The organism is Streptomyces sp. NPDC021012 (genome assembly GCF_044333355.1).
Lineage (GTDB): Bacteria > Actinomycetota > Actinomycetes > Streptomycetales > Streptomycetaceae > Streptomyces.
Genome location: NZ_JBIRQU010000013.1, coordinates 66052 through 81820, shown reverse-complemented (window position 1 = coordinate 81820; position 15769 = coordinate 66052). Strand labels below are relative to the sequence as shown.

5 protein-coding genes and 1 pseudogene are annotated in these 15769 nt (G+C 70.7%); 4 read left to right on the top strand and 2 right to left on the bottom strand.

The window, feature by feature from the left end; genetic code table 11:
* Nucleotides 1-186: 186 nt before the first annotated feature.
* The 3 genes and pseudogenes from ACH4TP_RS32625 to ACH4TP_RS32615 all read left to right on the top strand — a co-directional run.
* Nucleotides 187-825 carry a PASTA domain-containing protein gene (locus tag ACH4TP_RS32625; RefSeq protein ID WP_398439960.1) on the top strand — a complete coding sequence of 213 codons (639 nt, stop codon included), beginning with the start codon at nt 187-189 and terminating at the stop codon, nt 823-825.
* A 4-nt stretch (nt 826-829) separates the two neighbouring features.
* Nucleotides 830-1276 carry a DUF732 domain-containing protein gene (locus tag ACH4TP_RS32620; RefSeq protein ID WP_398439959.1) on the top strand — a complete coding sequence of 149 codons (447 nt, stop codon included), beginning with the start codon at nt 830-832 and terminating at the stop codon, nt 1274-1276.
* Between the two features lie 4 nt (nt 1277-1280).
* A pseudogene (locus tag ACH4TP_RS32615) lies at nt 1281-1681 on the top strand (transposase); the annotation flags it as partial.
* 12 nt (nt 1682-1693) lie between these two features.
* On the opposite strand, the gene ACH4TP_RS32610 reads toward ACH4TP_RS32615, so the two are convergent.
* Both ACH4TP_RS32610 and ACH4TP_RS32605 read right to left on the bottom strand, forming a co-directional pair.
* Nucleotides 1694-3196 (bottom strand): hypothetical protein, encoded by a 1503-nt coding sequence (locus ACH4TP_RS32610; protein WP_398439958.1) that lies wholly within the window; start codon nt 3194-3196, stop codon nt 1694-1696.
* 858 nt (nt 3197-4054) lie between these two features.
* On the bottom strand, nt 4055-8398 hold the full coding sequence (locus ACH4TP_RS32605) for a ricin-type beta-trefoil lectin domain protein (protein WP_398439957.1): 4344 nt from the start codon (nt 8396-8398) through the stop codon (nt 4055-4057).
* A 367-nt stretch (nt 8399-8765) separates the two neighbouring features.
* Between ACH4TP_RS32605 and ACH4TP_RS32600 the strand changes: the two genes are divergently transcribed.
* Nucleotides 8766-15710, top strand: a complete 6945-nt coding sequence (locus ACH4TP_RS32600) for a ricin-type beta-trefoil lectin domain protein (RefSeq protein ID WP_398439956.1) — start codon at nt 8766-8768, stop codon at nt 15708-15710.
* The last annotated feature ends 59 nt before the right edge of the window (nt 15711-15769 follow it).

Sequence of the window (15769 nt, the reverse complement as noted above, 5' to 3'; positions counted from 1 at the left end):
CCGTCACTGCTGTGTCGGCGACCCCGGCAGCCAGACCCCGGTGAAAGACGTGGCGTCCCCGCATCGCCCGCCGAGGCTGCCGCTCCGTGCCTGATCGCTTCTCCCCCCCATGCCAGGCGACAGCTGGATCATCACAACCTGATCAAGTCCCCACACGGGTTGTACACAATCCGGCAGCCTGACCCGATGCGCATCAAGATCACCACCCTCATCGCGGGCGCCACTCTCGTCCTCGGCCTCACCGCCTGCGAAGGGGGTAGCAAGCCCGGCTCGGACACACCGCGCCCGGCCCGGTCCACCGAACCGACCGCGGCCGCCACGACCAAGGACCCCGAGGCCGATGCCGAGGCGGGCACCTTGCCCGACATGACGGGCAAGGGCCTCCAGTCCGCGCAGGACCAGGCACAGGCCGCCGGCTTCTACAACCTGCACTCCCACGACGCCCTCGGCCGTGGACGCATGCAGGCCCTCGACAGGAACTGGAAGGTCTGCGGCCAGATCCCGGCCGCAGGCAAGCACCCCAACGACGTCAAGATCGACTTTGCGGCGGTCAAGCTCGAAGAGGACTGCCCGAACAATGACCAGGGCAGCACCGACCCCCAAGTCAGCACCACCATGCCCGACTTCACCGGGAAGTCCGTCAAGGTCGCCCGGGAGTCGCTCGACAGTTCCACCAGTCTCACCGTCACCGATGCCTCGCCCCGGGACCGTATGGTCATCGTCGAATCCAACTGGCAGGTCTGCACTCAGGAACCCGCCGCCGGCACCAAGCTCGACGGCCGGCCCGTCACCCTCACCGCCGTGAAGTTCGAAGAGAGCTGCTGACCCGATGCGAACCACGACCACCGGCCTCGTTGCCGCCGCCACCCTCGCACTCGCACTGACCGCCTGCGGCACCACCCCCAAGCCCGACCGGCCCGCGGGCAAGCCCGAGAGCAGGCCCAGCGCCGCCGAGACCACCCTGAGCCCCGAGGCCAGAGAGAGCATCCGCGCCGCCAACGGCATCCCGCCCGAGCCCTCTCCCGAAGACCGCGGCGCGTTCCTCGCCTTCCTCGACACGATCGACCCCGACATCGTCCACGGCAAGGAGGACAAGGCCGTCAGCCGGGGTAAGGACACCTGCTCCACCTATAGGCGCTACCCCGGCGACACGGCCAAGCAGATCGACATCACCAACAAGCGGTGGACCAGTCCGACCCACCCGGAGGGCCACGGCCTCGCCACCGCCGCGAAGATCCTCGAAGCTTCCCACATGCACCTCTGCCCCGACTTCTGACCCGGCCCTTGGCCGGTCCCGAGGCGGTATGACCAGCGCAACCCACCTGGCCTGCGACGGGAGGGGCCGTCCGCTCGCGTTCGTCGTCACGGGCGGCAGCACCGACGACTGCACCCGGTTCACCGCCGTGATGGAAGCGATCAGGGTGCCCCGGGTCGGACCCGGGGCACCCGGATCCGGCCCGGTCACGTCCTGGGCGATCAGGGCTACAGCTCGCAGGCGCTCCGCGCCCGGCTCCGTCGCCGGGGCGTCGCCCACACGATCCCCGAGCGGGCCGGTCAGGTCCGCAACCGGGTCCGGCGAGGTAGCCGCGGAGGCCGTCCGCCGGCCTTCGCCCGTGAGGCATACAAGCACCGCGACGTCGTGGAAGGGTGCTTCGACCGCTTGAAGCAGTGGCGTGACATTTGACGACAGAACCTAGGGCGTCTCGGCGGCCCGGCGGAGCAGGGCGACCGGTTGATCGACTGACGTCGACCTGGTCTTCATTCCGTACGGCTCCTGCTCGTCCTCGCTCAGGACTTCCCGGCTGTCGGGATCGTGGGCGATGTGGACCTGCATGTAGGGGAGGGTGTCTCCGGGCCCGAAGAGGTCTCCCTCGTGCCATTTCGGGATCACCCACCACATGGCTGCCCAGTCGGGTGCGTGGGTCATGTTCATGACTGCACTGCTGCGGTAGATCCTCGACCGGTAGCGGAAGAAGTCGTCGCCTGGCTTCGCGAGCCACGACGGGGCGTCCCAGACGTGCTTCCGCTCGGCGGAGTCCACGTCCCACGAGTACTCGATCGACTGCGGGTAGCTGTTGGCGAGCTTGCAGCGGTCGGCCCGGATGAACGAGATCGACGCGTCCAGCGCGATGCGTCCCTGGCCTGCGTCCTTCAGGGGCACTTCGACGACGACCTGCCTGGAGAAGTCGTCACCGGGGTCGAGGCGGCTGCCCGCGGAGGTGATCTGGCCCGCCGCCAGCAGGCGGGTCGGGGCGTCGAAGTCCTCGTAGCGGTAGGTGTCCCAGCCATCGCCCAGTTCGTCCCGCCACCTCGTCAGACCGGTGCCCTTCTCGCGGAAGGTGCTCGGCCAGCTCGTGGCCGTCCACTGCGTTCCGACGACGAAGATGCTGATGGCTCCCTCGTTGCGGAACGTCAGGTGGGCCGGTACGTACAGGCTGGTCCGGGCGGCGTTCAGGGTCGGTTTCCCGAAGGACACCATGAAGGGGACCTTGGGCGGGGCGACGTACGGGGTGTACATGGCGGAGTACGCCACGCTCGCCGAACCGATGAGAGCCGACAGGGCGACTCCGGTCGCGAAACTCTTCGGGTGGGGAATCCCCCGCCAGACCCTCTGTCGACTCACTTCCCACAGCGCCCAGGCGGACCAGGCGACCAGCAGGATCCAGAGCCAGAACAGACCGGCGTGATAGCCCCCCTCCCACTGCAGGACCAAGAACATCAGGCTCGTCACGGTGACGATGACGACGCCCAGCAGCACGGCCTGCCCCGCGTACCGGGTGGCCCGCTTGCCCCAGTAGTCGAGGGCGGCGGCTGCCGCGACCGTCTCCACCAGGGCGCCGGCGAGGAACACCACACCCATGACCCGCCCGCCGAAGGTCAGCGCCCCGAGGGTGTCCGTCAGCCCGACCCGAAAGAGCACGGCGGCGGACACCAGGAGTCCGAGCATCATGAGGCAGGCCCTGGAGCGCCTCCGCCAGGGGCGGTCCGGCCACAGGCCCGGGTCGGCTCGCCACCGGACCTGCCCGGGGTTCCCGAGGTCGATGTCCGCGGGCACCCCGGCCCGCCGCAGCACACGGCGGAGGTCCCGCGGCGACCATGCCCGACCCACGGTCTCCCCTCCCACGCTGACCTCGCGCAGCCCCCGGCCGTCGGGGCCGTGCACGATGACCTGGGGTTGAGGCCGGTGGGGCGTCATGCCACCAGGATCGACCGGGCGGGAGAGCGCCGCAGCCGGCACGGGCATCTGGGTGACCCTGCCGCTGTGCGAGTCCCGTCAGGCTCCGACGACACGCTTCGTCGTGCCGAAACCAGGGCCGCTACGCCCGAGCGACGTCGGCGCCGCAGCGGACCGGGTCGGGCAGGAGCTGGTGGACGCGGGCCTGGAACCGGCGGAGAAGATCCCGGACGTCGACAAGCAGACGGCGCCCTTCCCGTCCGATCAGCCGGAGAAGACGCAGGGCGCCGCGCACGCCCTCGACGCGCCCGGCAACCGGATACCCGTGCTCACGACTGTGATCGCCGCGGCGGGCGTGTTCCTTGCCCACCGGCGCAGGCGCGCCTTGACGAAGACGGCCCCGGGCTCGGCCTTCGGGGCGACGTGCTCGTCGTCAGTAGCGGTCGGCTGCGATGAGGGGGCCGTAGTAGTGGCCGGGGACCGGGCGGTGCGGGTCGCCGAAGAAGCCGTGGCGCGGGTTCCTGTTGTTGTGGGCGCGGGTGTCGTGGACGATGGTGCAGACGGCCAGGTGGGCGGCGTCCTGGTTGACCGTGCCGCAGGCGCTGTCGTCCGGGTCGGTGAGCGGGGCGAGGCCGGCCGGGGCCGGTGGCTTCGGGGCCGTTGCGTGGGCGTCCGGTACGGCCCGGACGGCACCGACTTCGTCGCGCGCCGCGCCGACGGCCCGTCCTGTGGATGGACCCGGCCCCGAGGCCCCGTTCAGCCGTGTCGCCGTCTCCGATCCACCCGAGGACGACCGAACGCGTCCTCGAAGACGCGCGAACGCCCCGTCCGCGAGGGACGGGGCGTTCGGTCATGCGGTGATCCGCTCAGGCCGGCGTGCTATGGGTTGACCGGCAGAGCGGGCGTGAAGATCGCCGGGACGCTCCACTGCTGCGCCGGGGTGCCGTTGCAGTCGAACAGCTGGAACAGTGTGCCCCAGTTGTGGTTCGCCCAGGGCACGTCGAGGCAGCGGCCCGACTGCGGGTTGTAGATCGAGCCGTCGGCGCGCGGGAGCCACTGCTGGCCGCCCTCGCCGAGGCACTGCCAGAAGATGATGCCGCTGCCCGACGTGGTCTGGCTGCTGGGGACGGCGACGCACTGGCCCTGCTGGGTCAGGGTGCCGTTGGCGTTGACGCTGAGCTTCTGCGCGTCGGTGCCGTTGCAGCCCCACAGCTGGGGGTGCATGCCGTTTCCGCTGTTGTTGTTCGGCGCGTCCATGCAGATGTCCGGGGAGGCGGCGAAGCGGATCGGCGTGCCGGCCGTGGTGGCCTGTGGGACGTAGCCCTGGTAGACGGCGAGGTTGCTGACCCGGCCGGCCAGCCAGTTGCTGGGCAGGCTCTGGTACTTGTAGCGGCCCATGACGAGCTTGCCGCTCGGCGCCGGGCTGCTGCTCGCCGCGTGGTAGCCGCTGGACGCCAGCCGGCCGTTGACGTACAGGCTCATGGCGCCGGTGGTGGCGTCGTACGTCGCCGTGAGCTGGGTCCAGACGCCGGCCTGGAAGACGTTGGCCGGGTTGACCGTGGCGTTGAAGTCGTACGGCCAGCCGTCGTCGTCACCGCGGGCGATGGCGAAGCGCCAGTTGCCGGAGTCGGCCCACAGCATGAACGCACTGGCGTGGCCGGTGTCCTGACTGACGATCACGCCGTCGGGCTTGTCCATCTTCGCCCAGGTGCTGATCGTGAAGCTCTGCCGGGTGTCGACGACCGAGGCCGGTGCGGTGAGGCTGGACTTCAGGGTGTCGCTGAAGACGGCGACGTTGGTGGCACGGCCGTCGACGGTGTCGGCGCCGTAGCTGATGTTCGCCTCGGTGAGGTCGGAGCCGGCCGGGACGGACTTCTTGTTGTCCAGGCGCCACTGCGTGGTCGGCGCCTGGGTGTTGCCGCGCACGTGGTAGCCCGTGAAACCGTTCACCGCGCCGGAGTTCACCGCGCCCGCCCAGGAGTGCAGCGTGCCGGCCGTGTCGAGGGCCCAGAAGTCGGGCACTCCGTCGTCGGTGACGTCGCCGTCGGAGCCGACGCGCGGGTAGCCGGAGCCGGTGATGCCGTAGCCGATGCGGGCCGCGGGCTGCGCCGTGACGCCGGTGATCACGGTGTACGTGACCCCGAGGACGTCGTCGGTGCGGGTGCCGATGGCGAGCTTGTACTGGAAGATGTCGCCGCTGGTACGGTTGCGCACCCACAGGGCCGGGGCGGTGTCCGCCGTGGTGGCGGTGGACAGGTCGAGGGTGTTGCCCGGGACCATCAGGTCCTTGTCGTCCCAGTCGCCGGTGCCGGACACCAGGGTCGGCGGGGCGAGCGTCTGGTTCGACTTGACCGGATAGAACCAGAGCTTGCCGGCCTCGACGGCGAGCAGTCCGGTGGCGTCGGAGACCTTGCGGCTCGGCGTGCGCGAGGTGCGGGCCGGGCCGGTCGGGGTGATCTGGCTGGAGTACTGCCAGGTGCCGACGTTCTGGTAGCCGGCGCAGGAGCTCGCGTACGCGGTGTCGCAGTCCGGCTTGTCGACGGTGTGCTTGGTGCCGAGGGTGAACACCCCCGGCTTGGAGAGGGTGTTGTCGTAGGCGAACAGCTCGCTGCCGCCGAGCGCGCCGACCGTGGCGGGCTCGCGGTGGACGAACAGGTCGTCGACGTTGCGGCCCGGGTCGAGCGAGCCGCGGTGCGCGATCCGGTAGTCCTTCCAGGTGCGGCCGGAGCTCACCTCGGGCGCCTGGAGGGCGGTCGCCGCGGTGCCGCTGGGCAGCATGCTGGCGGTGCTGCCGTCGGTGGCGCGGCCGTGGGTGACCAGGTTGCCGGCGGTGTCGGGGATCAGGATGTCGGGTCGGGCGTCACCGGTGGTGTCGCCGAAGGCCACCGGGCCGTCCTTCCACGGCACGTAGAAGGCGTACGAGAGGGTCTGGGAGGCGTTGCCGGCCTCGTCGAGGACCCGCGCGTAGACGATGTTGGTGCCCCAGTGGGTGGGCTTGACGCTGATGCCGCTGACGCTCAGCGGGCTGCCGCAGCTCTGCTGGGCGCCGGCGAGCTGAGGGTCGAAGCTCCACTGGACGCAGGCCAGGCCCGAGGAGCGCAGTCCGGCGCCCGGGCTCGGGTCGGAGGCGGAGATCGGGATGGAGCCGGTGTCGCCGAGGCGCAGGTTGGTGATCTGGCCGTTGCCGGCGGGCGGGTACTGGGTGTTGGGGTCGGTGAACCGGCCGAAGGCCATGACCGGCGGGGTCATGTCGACGGCGAAGTGGCAGGTGGTGCTGGACGGGCCGCGCAGCAGGCCGTCGTCGCCGTGGGTGGCCCAGGCGTAGTTGTGGCCGTTCTGCAGGGTGCCGACCGGCACGGAGTACCTGGCCTCCGACCAGTTCGACACGAAGCCGGACCAGCCCTGGTTCGCGGTCGCGCCCGCGGTCTCGTCCCAGACGTCGGCCCACTCGGTGAGCTGGCCCTGGTTCGGGCTGCTGACCCGGGAGACCAGGTCGGTGTGGCTGTCGGTGACCCAGCCGTACGAGGACGAGGGCACCGAGCCGCAGGCCTGGGTGTCACCTGCGACGACGCGCCGCGGGACCGGGTCGGCGCGCAGGTTGTCCGGGGTGTTGGGCGGGAAGTCGTACTCGGTGCTGAGCGTGGCGTTGTAGTTGAACCGCTTGAAGCCCATCTTGTCGCCGGAGCCCTCGTTGCCGCGCAGGACGAAGGCGAGCGGCTTGCTGGTGTCGCGGATCGCGTCCCGCATCGCGCCGGTGACGTTGAAGTCGACCGGGATGTCCGCGTAGCAGGCGGAGTTGGTGCCGTTGCCGGGCACCCACTTGCCGTCGAGCCATTCGCGGACCACGTGGTTGTTCCAGGACACCGAGCCGTCGAACTCGTTGGCCCGGTAGACGTTCACGGGATACGTCGTGGAACAGGACCAGTCCGAGGAGATGTACTGGTTGACGCGCAGGTTGGCGTAGTTGATCGTCGAGCCGTAGTACCCGTTGATGTCGAACTCGAACAGGGCGCGCTCGATGCCGTACGGGGACTCCCAGCCCTGGTAGCCCATGCCGGGGTGGTCCCGGTCGTTGGAGCCGGTGCGGTCGAAGTTGCTCGTGCCGGGCCAGGCCTGCATGACCCAGGCGTGGTGCTGCTTGCCGCGGGAGTCGCGCGACCAGTCCGGGTCGATGTAGACCGGGTAGCTGGTGTCCGCGCCGTCGAGCAGGTCCATGCTGGGGGCCAGCGCGATGGCGCCGCGGCCCTTGCCTGCCGGGCCGGTCGCCTTCGCCCGGGTGACCGGGATCTTGGCGACGGTGGCGCGGGCGCCGGGGCCTTCGGGGCTGCTCAGGCCGTCGACGGCGCCGTTGGCCTTGTCGACGGGCGCGGCGGCGTCCATGTCGGCGTACTTGCCGCCGCGTGCGGCCGGCTGCCGGGCCTCCTTCGCGGACCACATGATCGGGGCGGGCGAGCGGAAGACGGTGTTCCGGCCGGCGTCGGCGGTGAGGTTGCCGTCCTTGTCCTTGGCGAGCGTGAGGCCCTTGGTCTCGGCGGGGAACACCAGGTTCTTCACCGCCGGGTTGGCGGCGGCGGCCGGGCTGCGGAGGATCACGACGGTGCCGTAGCCGCCCCACCTGGTGGCGGTGACCTTGAGGTCGGTGTCGGGCGCCACGTTCTCGAAGAGGGCGCCGTTGCCGCTGAGGACCGGCTTGGGCAGCGCGCCGGGGAACGGCGAGGAGACGGCGAGCTGTCGGCCGTCCTCGGTGGTCATGGTGGCCAGCGGGCCGGTGCCGCCGCCGGAGATCACCAGGTCGGAGTCGGCGGCCTTCGGGGCCACGGTGCCGTCCGCGCGGGTGACCAGGGTGTCGTCGAGGCTGACCCAGCCGCCGCCCTTGCCCTTCATGCGCTCGGCTTCGAGGCTGCGCTCGGTGCGGAGCTTGCCCTGGGGCGTGACGACCGTGGTGCTGAACTCGTCGGTGAGTTCGGGAACCTGGACGTTTTTGCCGGTCGTCCTGGCCTTCAGCCTCGCCTGCTCCAGGGCGGCGCGGGCCGCCGTCGGCTTGGGACGCTCGGAGCTTCCCCCGGAGGGGGCGGGAGCGGCCGGGGAGGCCGACGGATCGGGCTTGGGCGACGGCGCGGCCTGTGCCGCGTAGGGCGTGGCGGCCAGCATCGCCGCGGATATGGCCAGGACGGCGGCGGCCGCGACCGGCCGTCGTAGTCCGGCTCTTGGTGCAGTGGACATGCTCGTGTACTCCCCCATGCATGTGCGTGGTCCCGGCGCGTGGCGCGCAGAGATCGGGGGCACATTGACAGGGCCATGTCGGCCGATCAAATTCCGCCACGCGGCATGTGTCCGACTTGTGTGCGAGCTTCACGGATTGCACACGGAGTGATCTAGAACACATGCCTGTTTCAACTACTCATCCCGTACGCGAAGTTGGCGCGACTGCTACCTTCCCGTCCGATTGTGCCGTCGATTCGTGCCGTCGATCGGACGGACCGGCGGCCCCTACCTGCTTTCGACTTTCAACGGGGGATGAGCGATGCCACGCTTTGGCATGCGCCGATCCGGGCGACTTTCACGGACACGGGCGACCGTTCCGCTGATCGTGGCCCTGACGGCGTCTCTTCTGGCAGCGCCGGCGGTCCAGGCCGCGCCGGTGAAGCCGGACTTCGACAGAATCTGGCAGCCGCCGAAGACACCGCTGCCGCACACCGCCTCTATATCCGGGACCACGGCGAAGAAGCGCCGCCCGGTGGCCCCGCCGCACGCGGTGCCGAAGCGCGCCACGGCGACCCCCGCCGTGCCGGCCGTCACCGCGCTGAGCGGCACCGCGCTGCCCACGACGGCCCCGGCCCGCGCCGGCCGGCTCCCCGTGTGGGTCGGACCCGCCGGCAAGGCGCCCAGGACCCCGCTGCCCGCGGTGACCGTCGTACGCCAGGACGGCAAGGCGGCCCGCGCCGCCGGCGTGCACGGCCTGCTGTTCTCGGTCGCCGCGGTCGGCGCACCGGCCGCCCGGGGCGCGTCCGGCGCGGTCAAGGTGGAGGTCGGCCTCGACCTGGCGGAGCTCCAGCGCGCCACCGGCGGGCAGTTCGCCGCGCGCGGCCGCCTGGTGGCGCTGCCCGCGTGTGCCGCGACCACCCCCGCGCTCGCGTCCTGCCGGGTCCGCACCCCGCTGACCGCCCACTACGACAAGGCCACCGGCCGGCTGACGGCCGACCTCGCCGTGCCGGCCGTGGCGCCCGCGCCCGCCCGGGTCACCGGGGGCACGGCCCAGTCGCCGCTCCTCGCGTCGGCTGGTGGCGCGAGCGCCCCGATGCTGCTCGCCGCCGAAACCGGCTCCTCGGGTGGTGGCGGCGACTACAAGGCGTCCGGCCTGAACCCGTCCTCGGCCTGGTCCGCCGGCGGCTCCTCGGGCGCGCTGACCTACAGCTACCCGTTCCAGCTGCCTCCGGCCCTCGGCGGCCAGGCGCCGTCGCTCGCGCTGGGCTACGACTCCTCCTCCGTGGACGGCCGCACCTCCGCCACCAACGCGCAGGCGTCGTGGATCGGCGACGGCTGGGACCTCAACCCCGGCTTCATCGAGCGCACCTACAAGCCCTGCGACAAGGCGGGGATCACCAACTCCGGCGACCAGTGCTGGGGCGGCTTCAACGCCAGTCTCTCGCTCGGCGGCCACTCCGGGCAGCTCGTCCGCGTCGCCACCGGCGCGGCGTCCACGGACGCGGCGACCGGTGTGTGGCGACTGAAGAACGACGACGGCACGAAGATCGAGTTCGGCTCGGGCGCCGCCAACGGTGTCCGGGACGGGGCCTATGCCAAGGTCACCGACTCCGCCGGCACCGTCTACTACTTCGGCGTCAACCACCTGCCCGGTGGTGACAAGAGCGATGCGGCGACGAACTCCGTGTCCAGCGTGCCGGTGTACTCTCCCAAGTCCGGCGACCCCTGCTACGACGCGGCCAAGGGCAACGGCTCCTGGTGCACGATGTGGCAGCGCCTCCAATTGGACTACGCCGTCGACACCCACGGCAACCTGACGACGTACACCTGGGCTCCCGAGACCAACTACTACAGTCGTGGCGGTGGCCAGAACCCCGGCGCCGGCACGCTCACCGCGTACACCCGCGCCAACACCCTGGCGTCGATCGCGTACGGCCAGCGCCTGTCCGACCAGGTCGCGGCCAAGGGCGCGCTCCAGCCCGCCGTCCGGGTGACGCTCTCCACCGCCGAGCGCTGCCTCGACGCCGCCGTCTGCGACCCCTCGCAGCGCACCGAGGCGAACAAGAACAACTGGCCTGACGTCCCGGTCGACCAGGAGTGCAAGAGCTCCGGCACCTGCGCCCAGCTCTCGCCGACCTTCTTCACCACCCGCCGGCTGGCCTCCGTGCTGACCCAGGTCCGGGTGAACAACGCCTGGCAGGACGTCGACTCGTACGTCCTGAAGCACTCGTTCCCCGACCCGAAGGACGCCACCAGCCAGAAGGCCCTGTGGCTCGACTCGGTCCAGCGCACCGGCAAGGCCGGCACCCCCGAGCTCACGCTGCCCGCGGTGACCTTCGTCCCCGTGATGCTCGCGAACCGGGTCGACGGCACCGACCTCGTGCCCGCACCGCCGCTGATGGACCGGCCGCGCATCCAGCAGATCAAGAACGAGACCGGCGGCGTCCTCAACGTCGACTACAACCTTCCGGCCTGCTCGCGCCTCAACCACGTGATGCCGCCCGCCGAGGACGACAACACCATGGCCTGCTACCCGGTCCGCTGGTCCCCGCCCGGCTCGGTCGCCGGCGCGGACCCCGTTCTGGACTGGTTCAACCACTACACCGTCGCCTCGCTCACCGAGAACGACACCACGACCGACGCCCCGCAGAAGATCACCAGCTATGCCTACGGTCCGGCCGGCTGGCACCGCGACGACAGCGAGTTCACCGAGGCCAAGTCCCGTACCTGGGGTGAGTTCCGCGGCTTCGCCACCGTGACCGCCACCACCGGCAGCGGCAACGACGGCCCCAAGTCGCAGGTGCGCACCACGTACCGGCAGGGCATGAACGGTGACGTCCGCAAGGACGGCAGCGCCCGCAGCGTCCAGCTCACCGACGCCCTCGGCCGGTCGGTCACCGACCACGACTGGCTCAGCGGCCAGACGCTCCAGACCGAGACGTACGACCAGGCCGGCGGCAGCGTCGTCAGCCGCAGCGTCAGCGGCGCCTCAGGCGAGGTGGCCACCGCCACCCAGACGCGCTCCGGTCTGCCGGACCTCGTCGCCCGGTACGGCGCCACCACGACCACCGTCACCGCCGAGGGCAAGAAGGCCGACGGCACCTGGCGCTCCACGGTCACCACCACGACCACCGACTCCGCGCACAACAACCGCGCCGTCACCACCCTGGAGCAGGCCGAGGGCCTGCCGGACATGTGCTCGCGCCTCGACTACGCCGCCGGGCCCGACCCGCAGGTCACCGACCTGGTGAAGGAGAAGCTCGTCGTCTCCGGCGCGAACGCCTGCACCGCCGCGGCGGCGGCCGCCAACACCGTCGCCCGGACCCGTACCTCCTACGACAACCTCGCGTTCGGCCAGGCGGGCGCCACGGGCGACGCGACGAAGGCGGAGGTCCTGGACCGGTACGAGTCGGACGGCTCGCCCTTCTTCGTGCCGACCGCGATCACGACCTACGACGCCTATGGCCGGACCGCCTCGGTCAAGGACCCGAACACCAAGGACGCCCAGCACCTGGACGGGGCCGTCACCACGACGACCTACACGCCCGCGGCGACCGGTGAGCTGCCGGCCACGGTGACGGTCGCCGGCCCCGCGCCCGGCGCGACGGGCACTTGGGACACCGTCACCACGATGGACGTGCGACGCAACCTGCCACTGACGGTCAAGGATCCGAACCTCAAGACGACCACGGAGACGTACGACGCGCTCGGCCGCCTCACCGCCGTCTGGCTGCCCGGCCGCACTCCCGCGGCCAACCCGAACGCCAACATGACGTACGGCTACACGGTCTCCGACCAGAAGGGCGTTCCGTCCACGACGACCACCAACAAGCTGGTGCGGGACGGTGACACTCCGGTCTACGTCAAGAGCGTCGACATCCTCGACGGCTTCGCCCGGACCCGGCAGACCCAGGCGTCACCGGCGAACCCCGCGTACACCGGCCGGCTGATCTCCGACACGCTGCTCGACTCGCAGGGCCGCACGCGGACGTCCAACGCGCCCTGGTACAACGGCGTTTCGGGCCCGACCGGCACGCTGCTGCCCTCGGCGGAGGGCAGCATCCCGTCGCAGATCCGCACCACCTACGACGGCCTGGGCCGCGCGGTGGTCACCGCGTCCTGGTCGAACAACGTGGAGCAGTCCCGTACCACGACCGTCTACAAGGGCGTCGACCGGACGGATGTCGTGCCACCGAAGGGCTCCGCGCCGACCACGACCCTCACCGACGGCCGCGGCCGCACCACGGAGCTGTGGCAGTACACCACTCCCACCGCGACGGGCCTGCCGGCCGATGCCGCCATCACCCGCTACACGTACACGGTGGACGGCAGCCCGCTCACCCGTAAGGACGCGGCGGGCAACACCTGGTCGTACGGCTACGACCAGCGCGGCCGCCAGATCACCGCGACCGACCCCGACACCGGTACGACCACGCAGACGTGGGACACCGCCGGACGGCTCGGCAGCACCACCAACGGCAAGGGCCAGACGGTCACCTTCACCTACGACCTGATCGGCCGGAAGGCCGGCATGTTCGACGGCACCGCCACCACCACCGACAAGCAGCTCGCGGCGTGGACCTTCGACACCGCGACGGCCGGCAAGGGCAAGCCCGCCTCCTCGACGCGGTACGTCGGCGGCACCGGCGGCCAGGCGTACACCACCACGATCAAGGGGTACGACGACGGCTACCGCGTCACCGGATCCACGGTGAGCATCCCCGGCACGGACGCCGGACTGGCCTCGGGCACGTTCACGTACACGACCAGCACGGTCTACGACAAGATCACCGGCAGTGCGAAGGAGACGGTGCTCCCGGCGGTCGGCGGGCTTCCGCTCGACGACATCGTGTACTCGTACAACGACTACGGTCAGATGTTCAAGTACGCGGGCGCGACCACATACGACACGCAGACGGAGTACGACGCCTTCGGGCGTCCCATCCGCTCGACCGTCAACCCGTGGGCCACGCAGGTCGTCTCCACCACCGACTACGACCAGGCCACCGGCCGGGTCAAGCAGCAGTTCGTCGACAAGCAGACGTCCACCACGGGCGCCGTGCAGCAGACCGGCTACACCTACAACGACTCCGGCCAGATCACCTCGATCACCGGCATCGCCGACAACACCCCGTCCCAGACCGACCGCCAGTGCTTCACCTACGACGCGCTCGGCCGGCTCACCACCGCCTGGACCGACAACGGCGGCCTGACCGCCCCGGAGACCGGACAGACCCAGGACCAGGGCGGCTGCGCCACCACGACGCCGACCGCCACGAACATCGGCGGCCCGGCACCGTACTGGCAGGACTACGGCTACGACCTCACCGGCAACCGCACCAAGCTGGTCGCCCACGACCCGGCCGGTGACACCACGAAGGACGTGACGACCACCCAGACGTTCAACGCCCCCGGCACCGTCAACACCCCGACCACCGCGCCCACCACGGGCGGCGGCACGGGCGGTCCGCACGCCCTGCTCACGGCGTCGGCCAAGACGGCGACGACGACCAGCAACGACAACTTCCAGTACGACGCGGTCGGCAACACCACGTCCTTCCGCGCCGGCAAGGCCGGTACCAGCAACCTGACCTGGAACAGCGAGGGCAAGCTCACCTCGCTGACCACCGCCACCCAGATCAAGGGCATCGGCGGCAAGTGCATGGACATGCAGGGCGGCAGCACCACGAGCGGCAACCCGGTGCAGATCTACACCTGCAACTCCGGCGCGGGCCAGCGGTTCGCCACCGCCGGCGACCGGCTCTCCACCGGCAACAAGTGCCTGCAGGCCATGGGCACCACGGCCGGCTCGCCGGTCCAGATCCAGCCCTGTGACGGCACCGCCGCCCAGACCTGGACCGCGCGCACCGACACCACCTTCTACAACCCCGCCTCCGGCCGCTGCCTCGCCGTCCCCGGCGACGTCACCACCGACGGCACCGACCTCGTCATCGGCGACTGCGCGACCACGGTGCCCGCCGGACAGAAGTGGACCGTCCCCGACACGAGGACGACCTACGTCTACGACGCGGACGGCAACCAGCTCGTCCGCCGCAACCCCGGCAAGACCACGATCACCCTCGGCACCGACGAACTGACCGTGGACACCACCTCCGCCACCAGGCCGCAGCCGCTGACCGGCGTCCGCTCCTACCCGATCCCCGGTGGCATGACCATCGTCCGCACGGGCGCGGGCACCGCCGCGGGCGCGTTCGTCGTCCAGGTCGCCGATCACCACGGCACCAACGGCCTCAGTGTCGACCTGTCGACGCTGGCCGAGACCCGGCGCCCCACCGACCCCTTCGGCAACGCGCGCGGCACCCAGCCGTCGGCGTGGGCCGGCGACAAGGGCTTCGTGGGCGGCGCCAAGGACACGGCGACGGCCCTCACGCACCTGGGGGCACGCGAGTACCTGCCCACCGCGGGCCGTTTCATCAGCACGGACCCGCTGTTCGACAGCACCGACCCACAGAGCTGGAACGGCTACGCGTACGCGGACAACAGCCCGGTCGACAAGAGCGACGCGACGGGTCTGATGGCCTACGACGTCGAAACCGGCATCTCGGCCGGCACGGCCGCACAGCTCCAGAAGGAGATCAACAAGACGTACTCGGAGGAGAGGCAGGCTTTCTACAAGCTGCGGGCCGACGAATGGCAGCGGAAGAGCACGTTCCTCCAGCAGCTGAAGAAGGACCAGAACAAGGGTTGGTGCGGCGGGCACTCGCTCGCGGAGGGCAACTGCCGCCCGATGCCGCGCTACTACGGCAAGAACGAGATCCCGGACTCCTTCACTGCCGAGATGAGGGCCGCGGCCGACAGCCTGGACCCCTATGACCTCGGCCGCCTGTGGCTGGACGGTGACGGCGAGTGGCTGGGCGACCTCTACCTCGGTCCGGACTCGAAGATCGTGCAGCAGCTCGCGACCGACGAGCACAACATCGACCTGATGTACGACATCGCCAAGATGTACAAGAACCACAAGGACATGGCCTACGACGCGGACGCCGAGTGGCGGAACGTCGACCGCCCCGGCAGCTGGCGCGACGCCGCGTCGATGCTCACGGGCGGCATGGTCGGCACCAATGACGTCGACGCGGTGTTCGGTTCGTACAACGAGGAGTACCAGGTCGTCCAGGTCGACGCGAAGGCGAGAACGGTCACCGTCAACTTCCGCGGTCACAACAACACGGACTGGCGGTCCTTCTGCCACGACCACGCGTGCCCGGGGAACAACGGCAGTACCGGGCCTGGAGCGACGGTCACGGAGCGCTACTACTGGACGATGAACATCTCCTGGGACGTCCTGAAGAACGGTGAGCGCAGCCACTGACCCACCACGGTATGCGCCAACCGCCGGCCGCCGCGTCCTCGGACGCGGCGGCCGGCGGC

Excerpts from the sequence above, each read along its gene's own strand:
- ACH4TP_RS32625 (WP_398439960.1), top strand. The coding sequence starts at position 187 with ATGCGCATCAAGATCACCACCCTCATCGCGGGCGCCACTCTCGTCCTC.
- ACH4TP_RS32620 (WP_398439959.1), top strand. The coding sequence starts at position 830 with ATGCGAACCACGACCACCGGCCTCGTTGCCGCCGCCACCCTCGCACTC.
- ACH4TP_RS32610 (WP_398439958.1), bottom strand. The coding sequence starts at position 3,196 with ATGACGCCCCACCGGCCTCAACCCCAGGTCATCGTGCACGGCCCCGAC.
- ACH4TP_RS32605 (WP_398439957.1), bottom strand. The coding sequence starts at position 8,398 with ATGTCCACTGCACCAAGAGCCGGACTACGACGGCCGGTCGCGGCCGCC.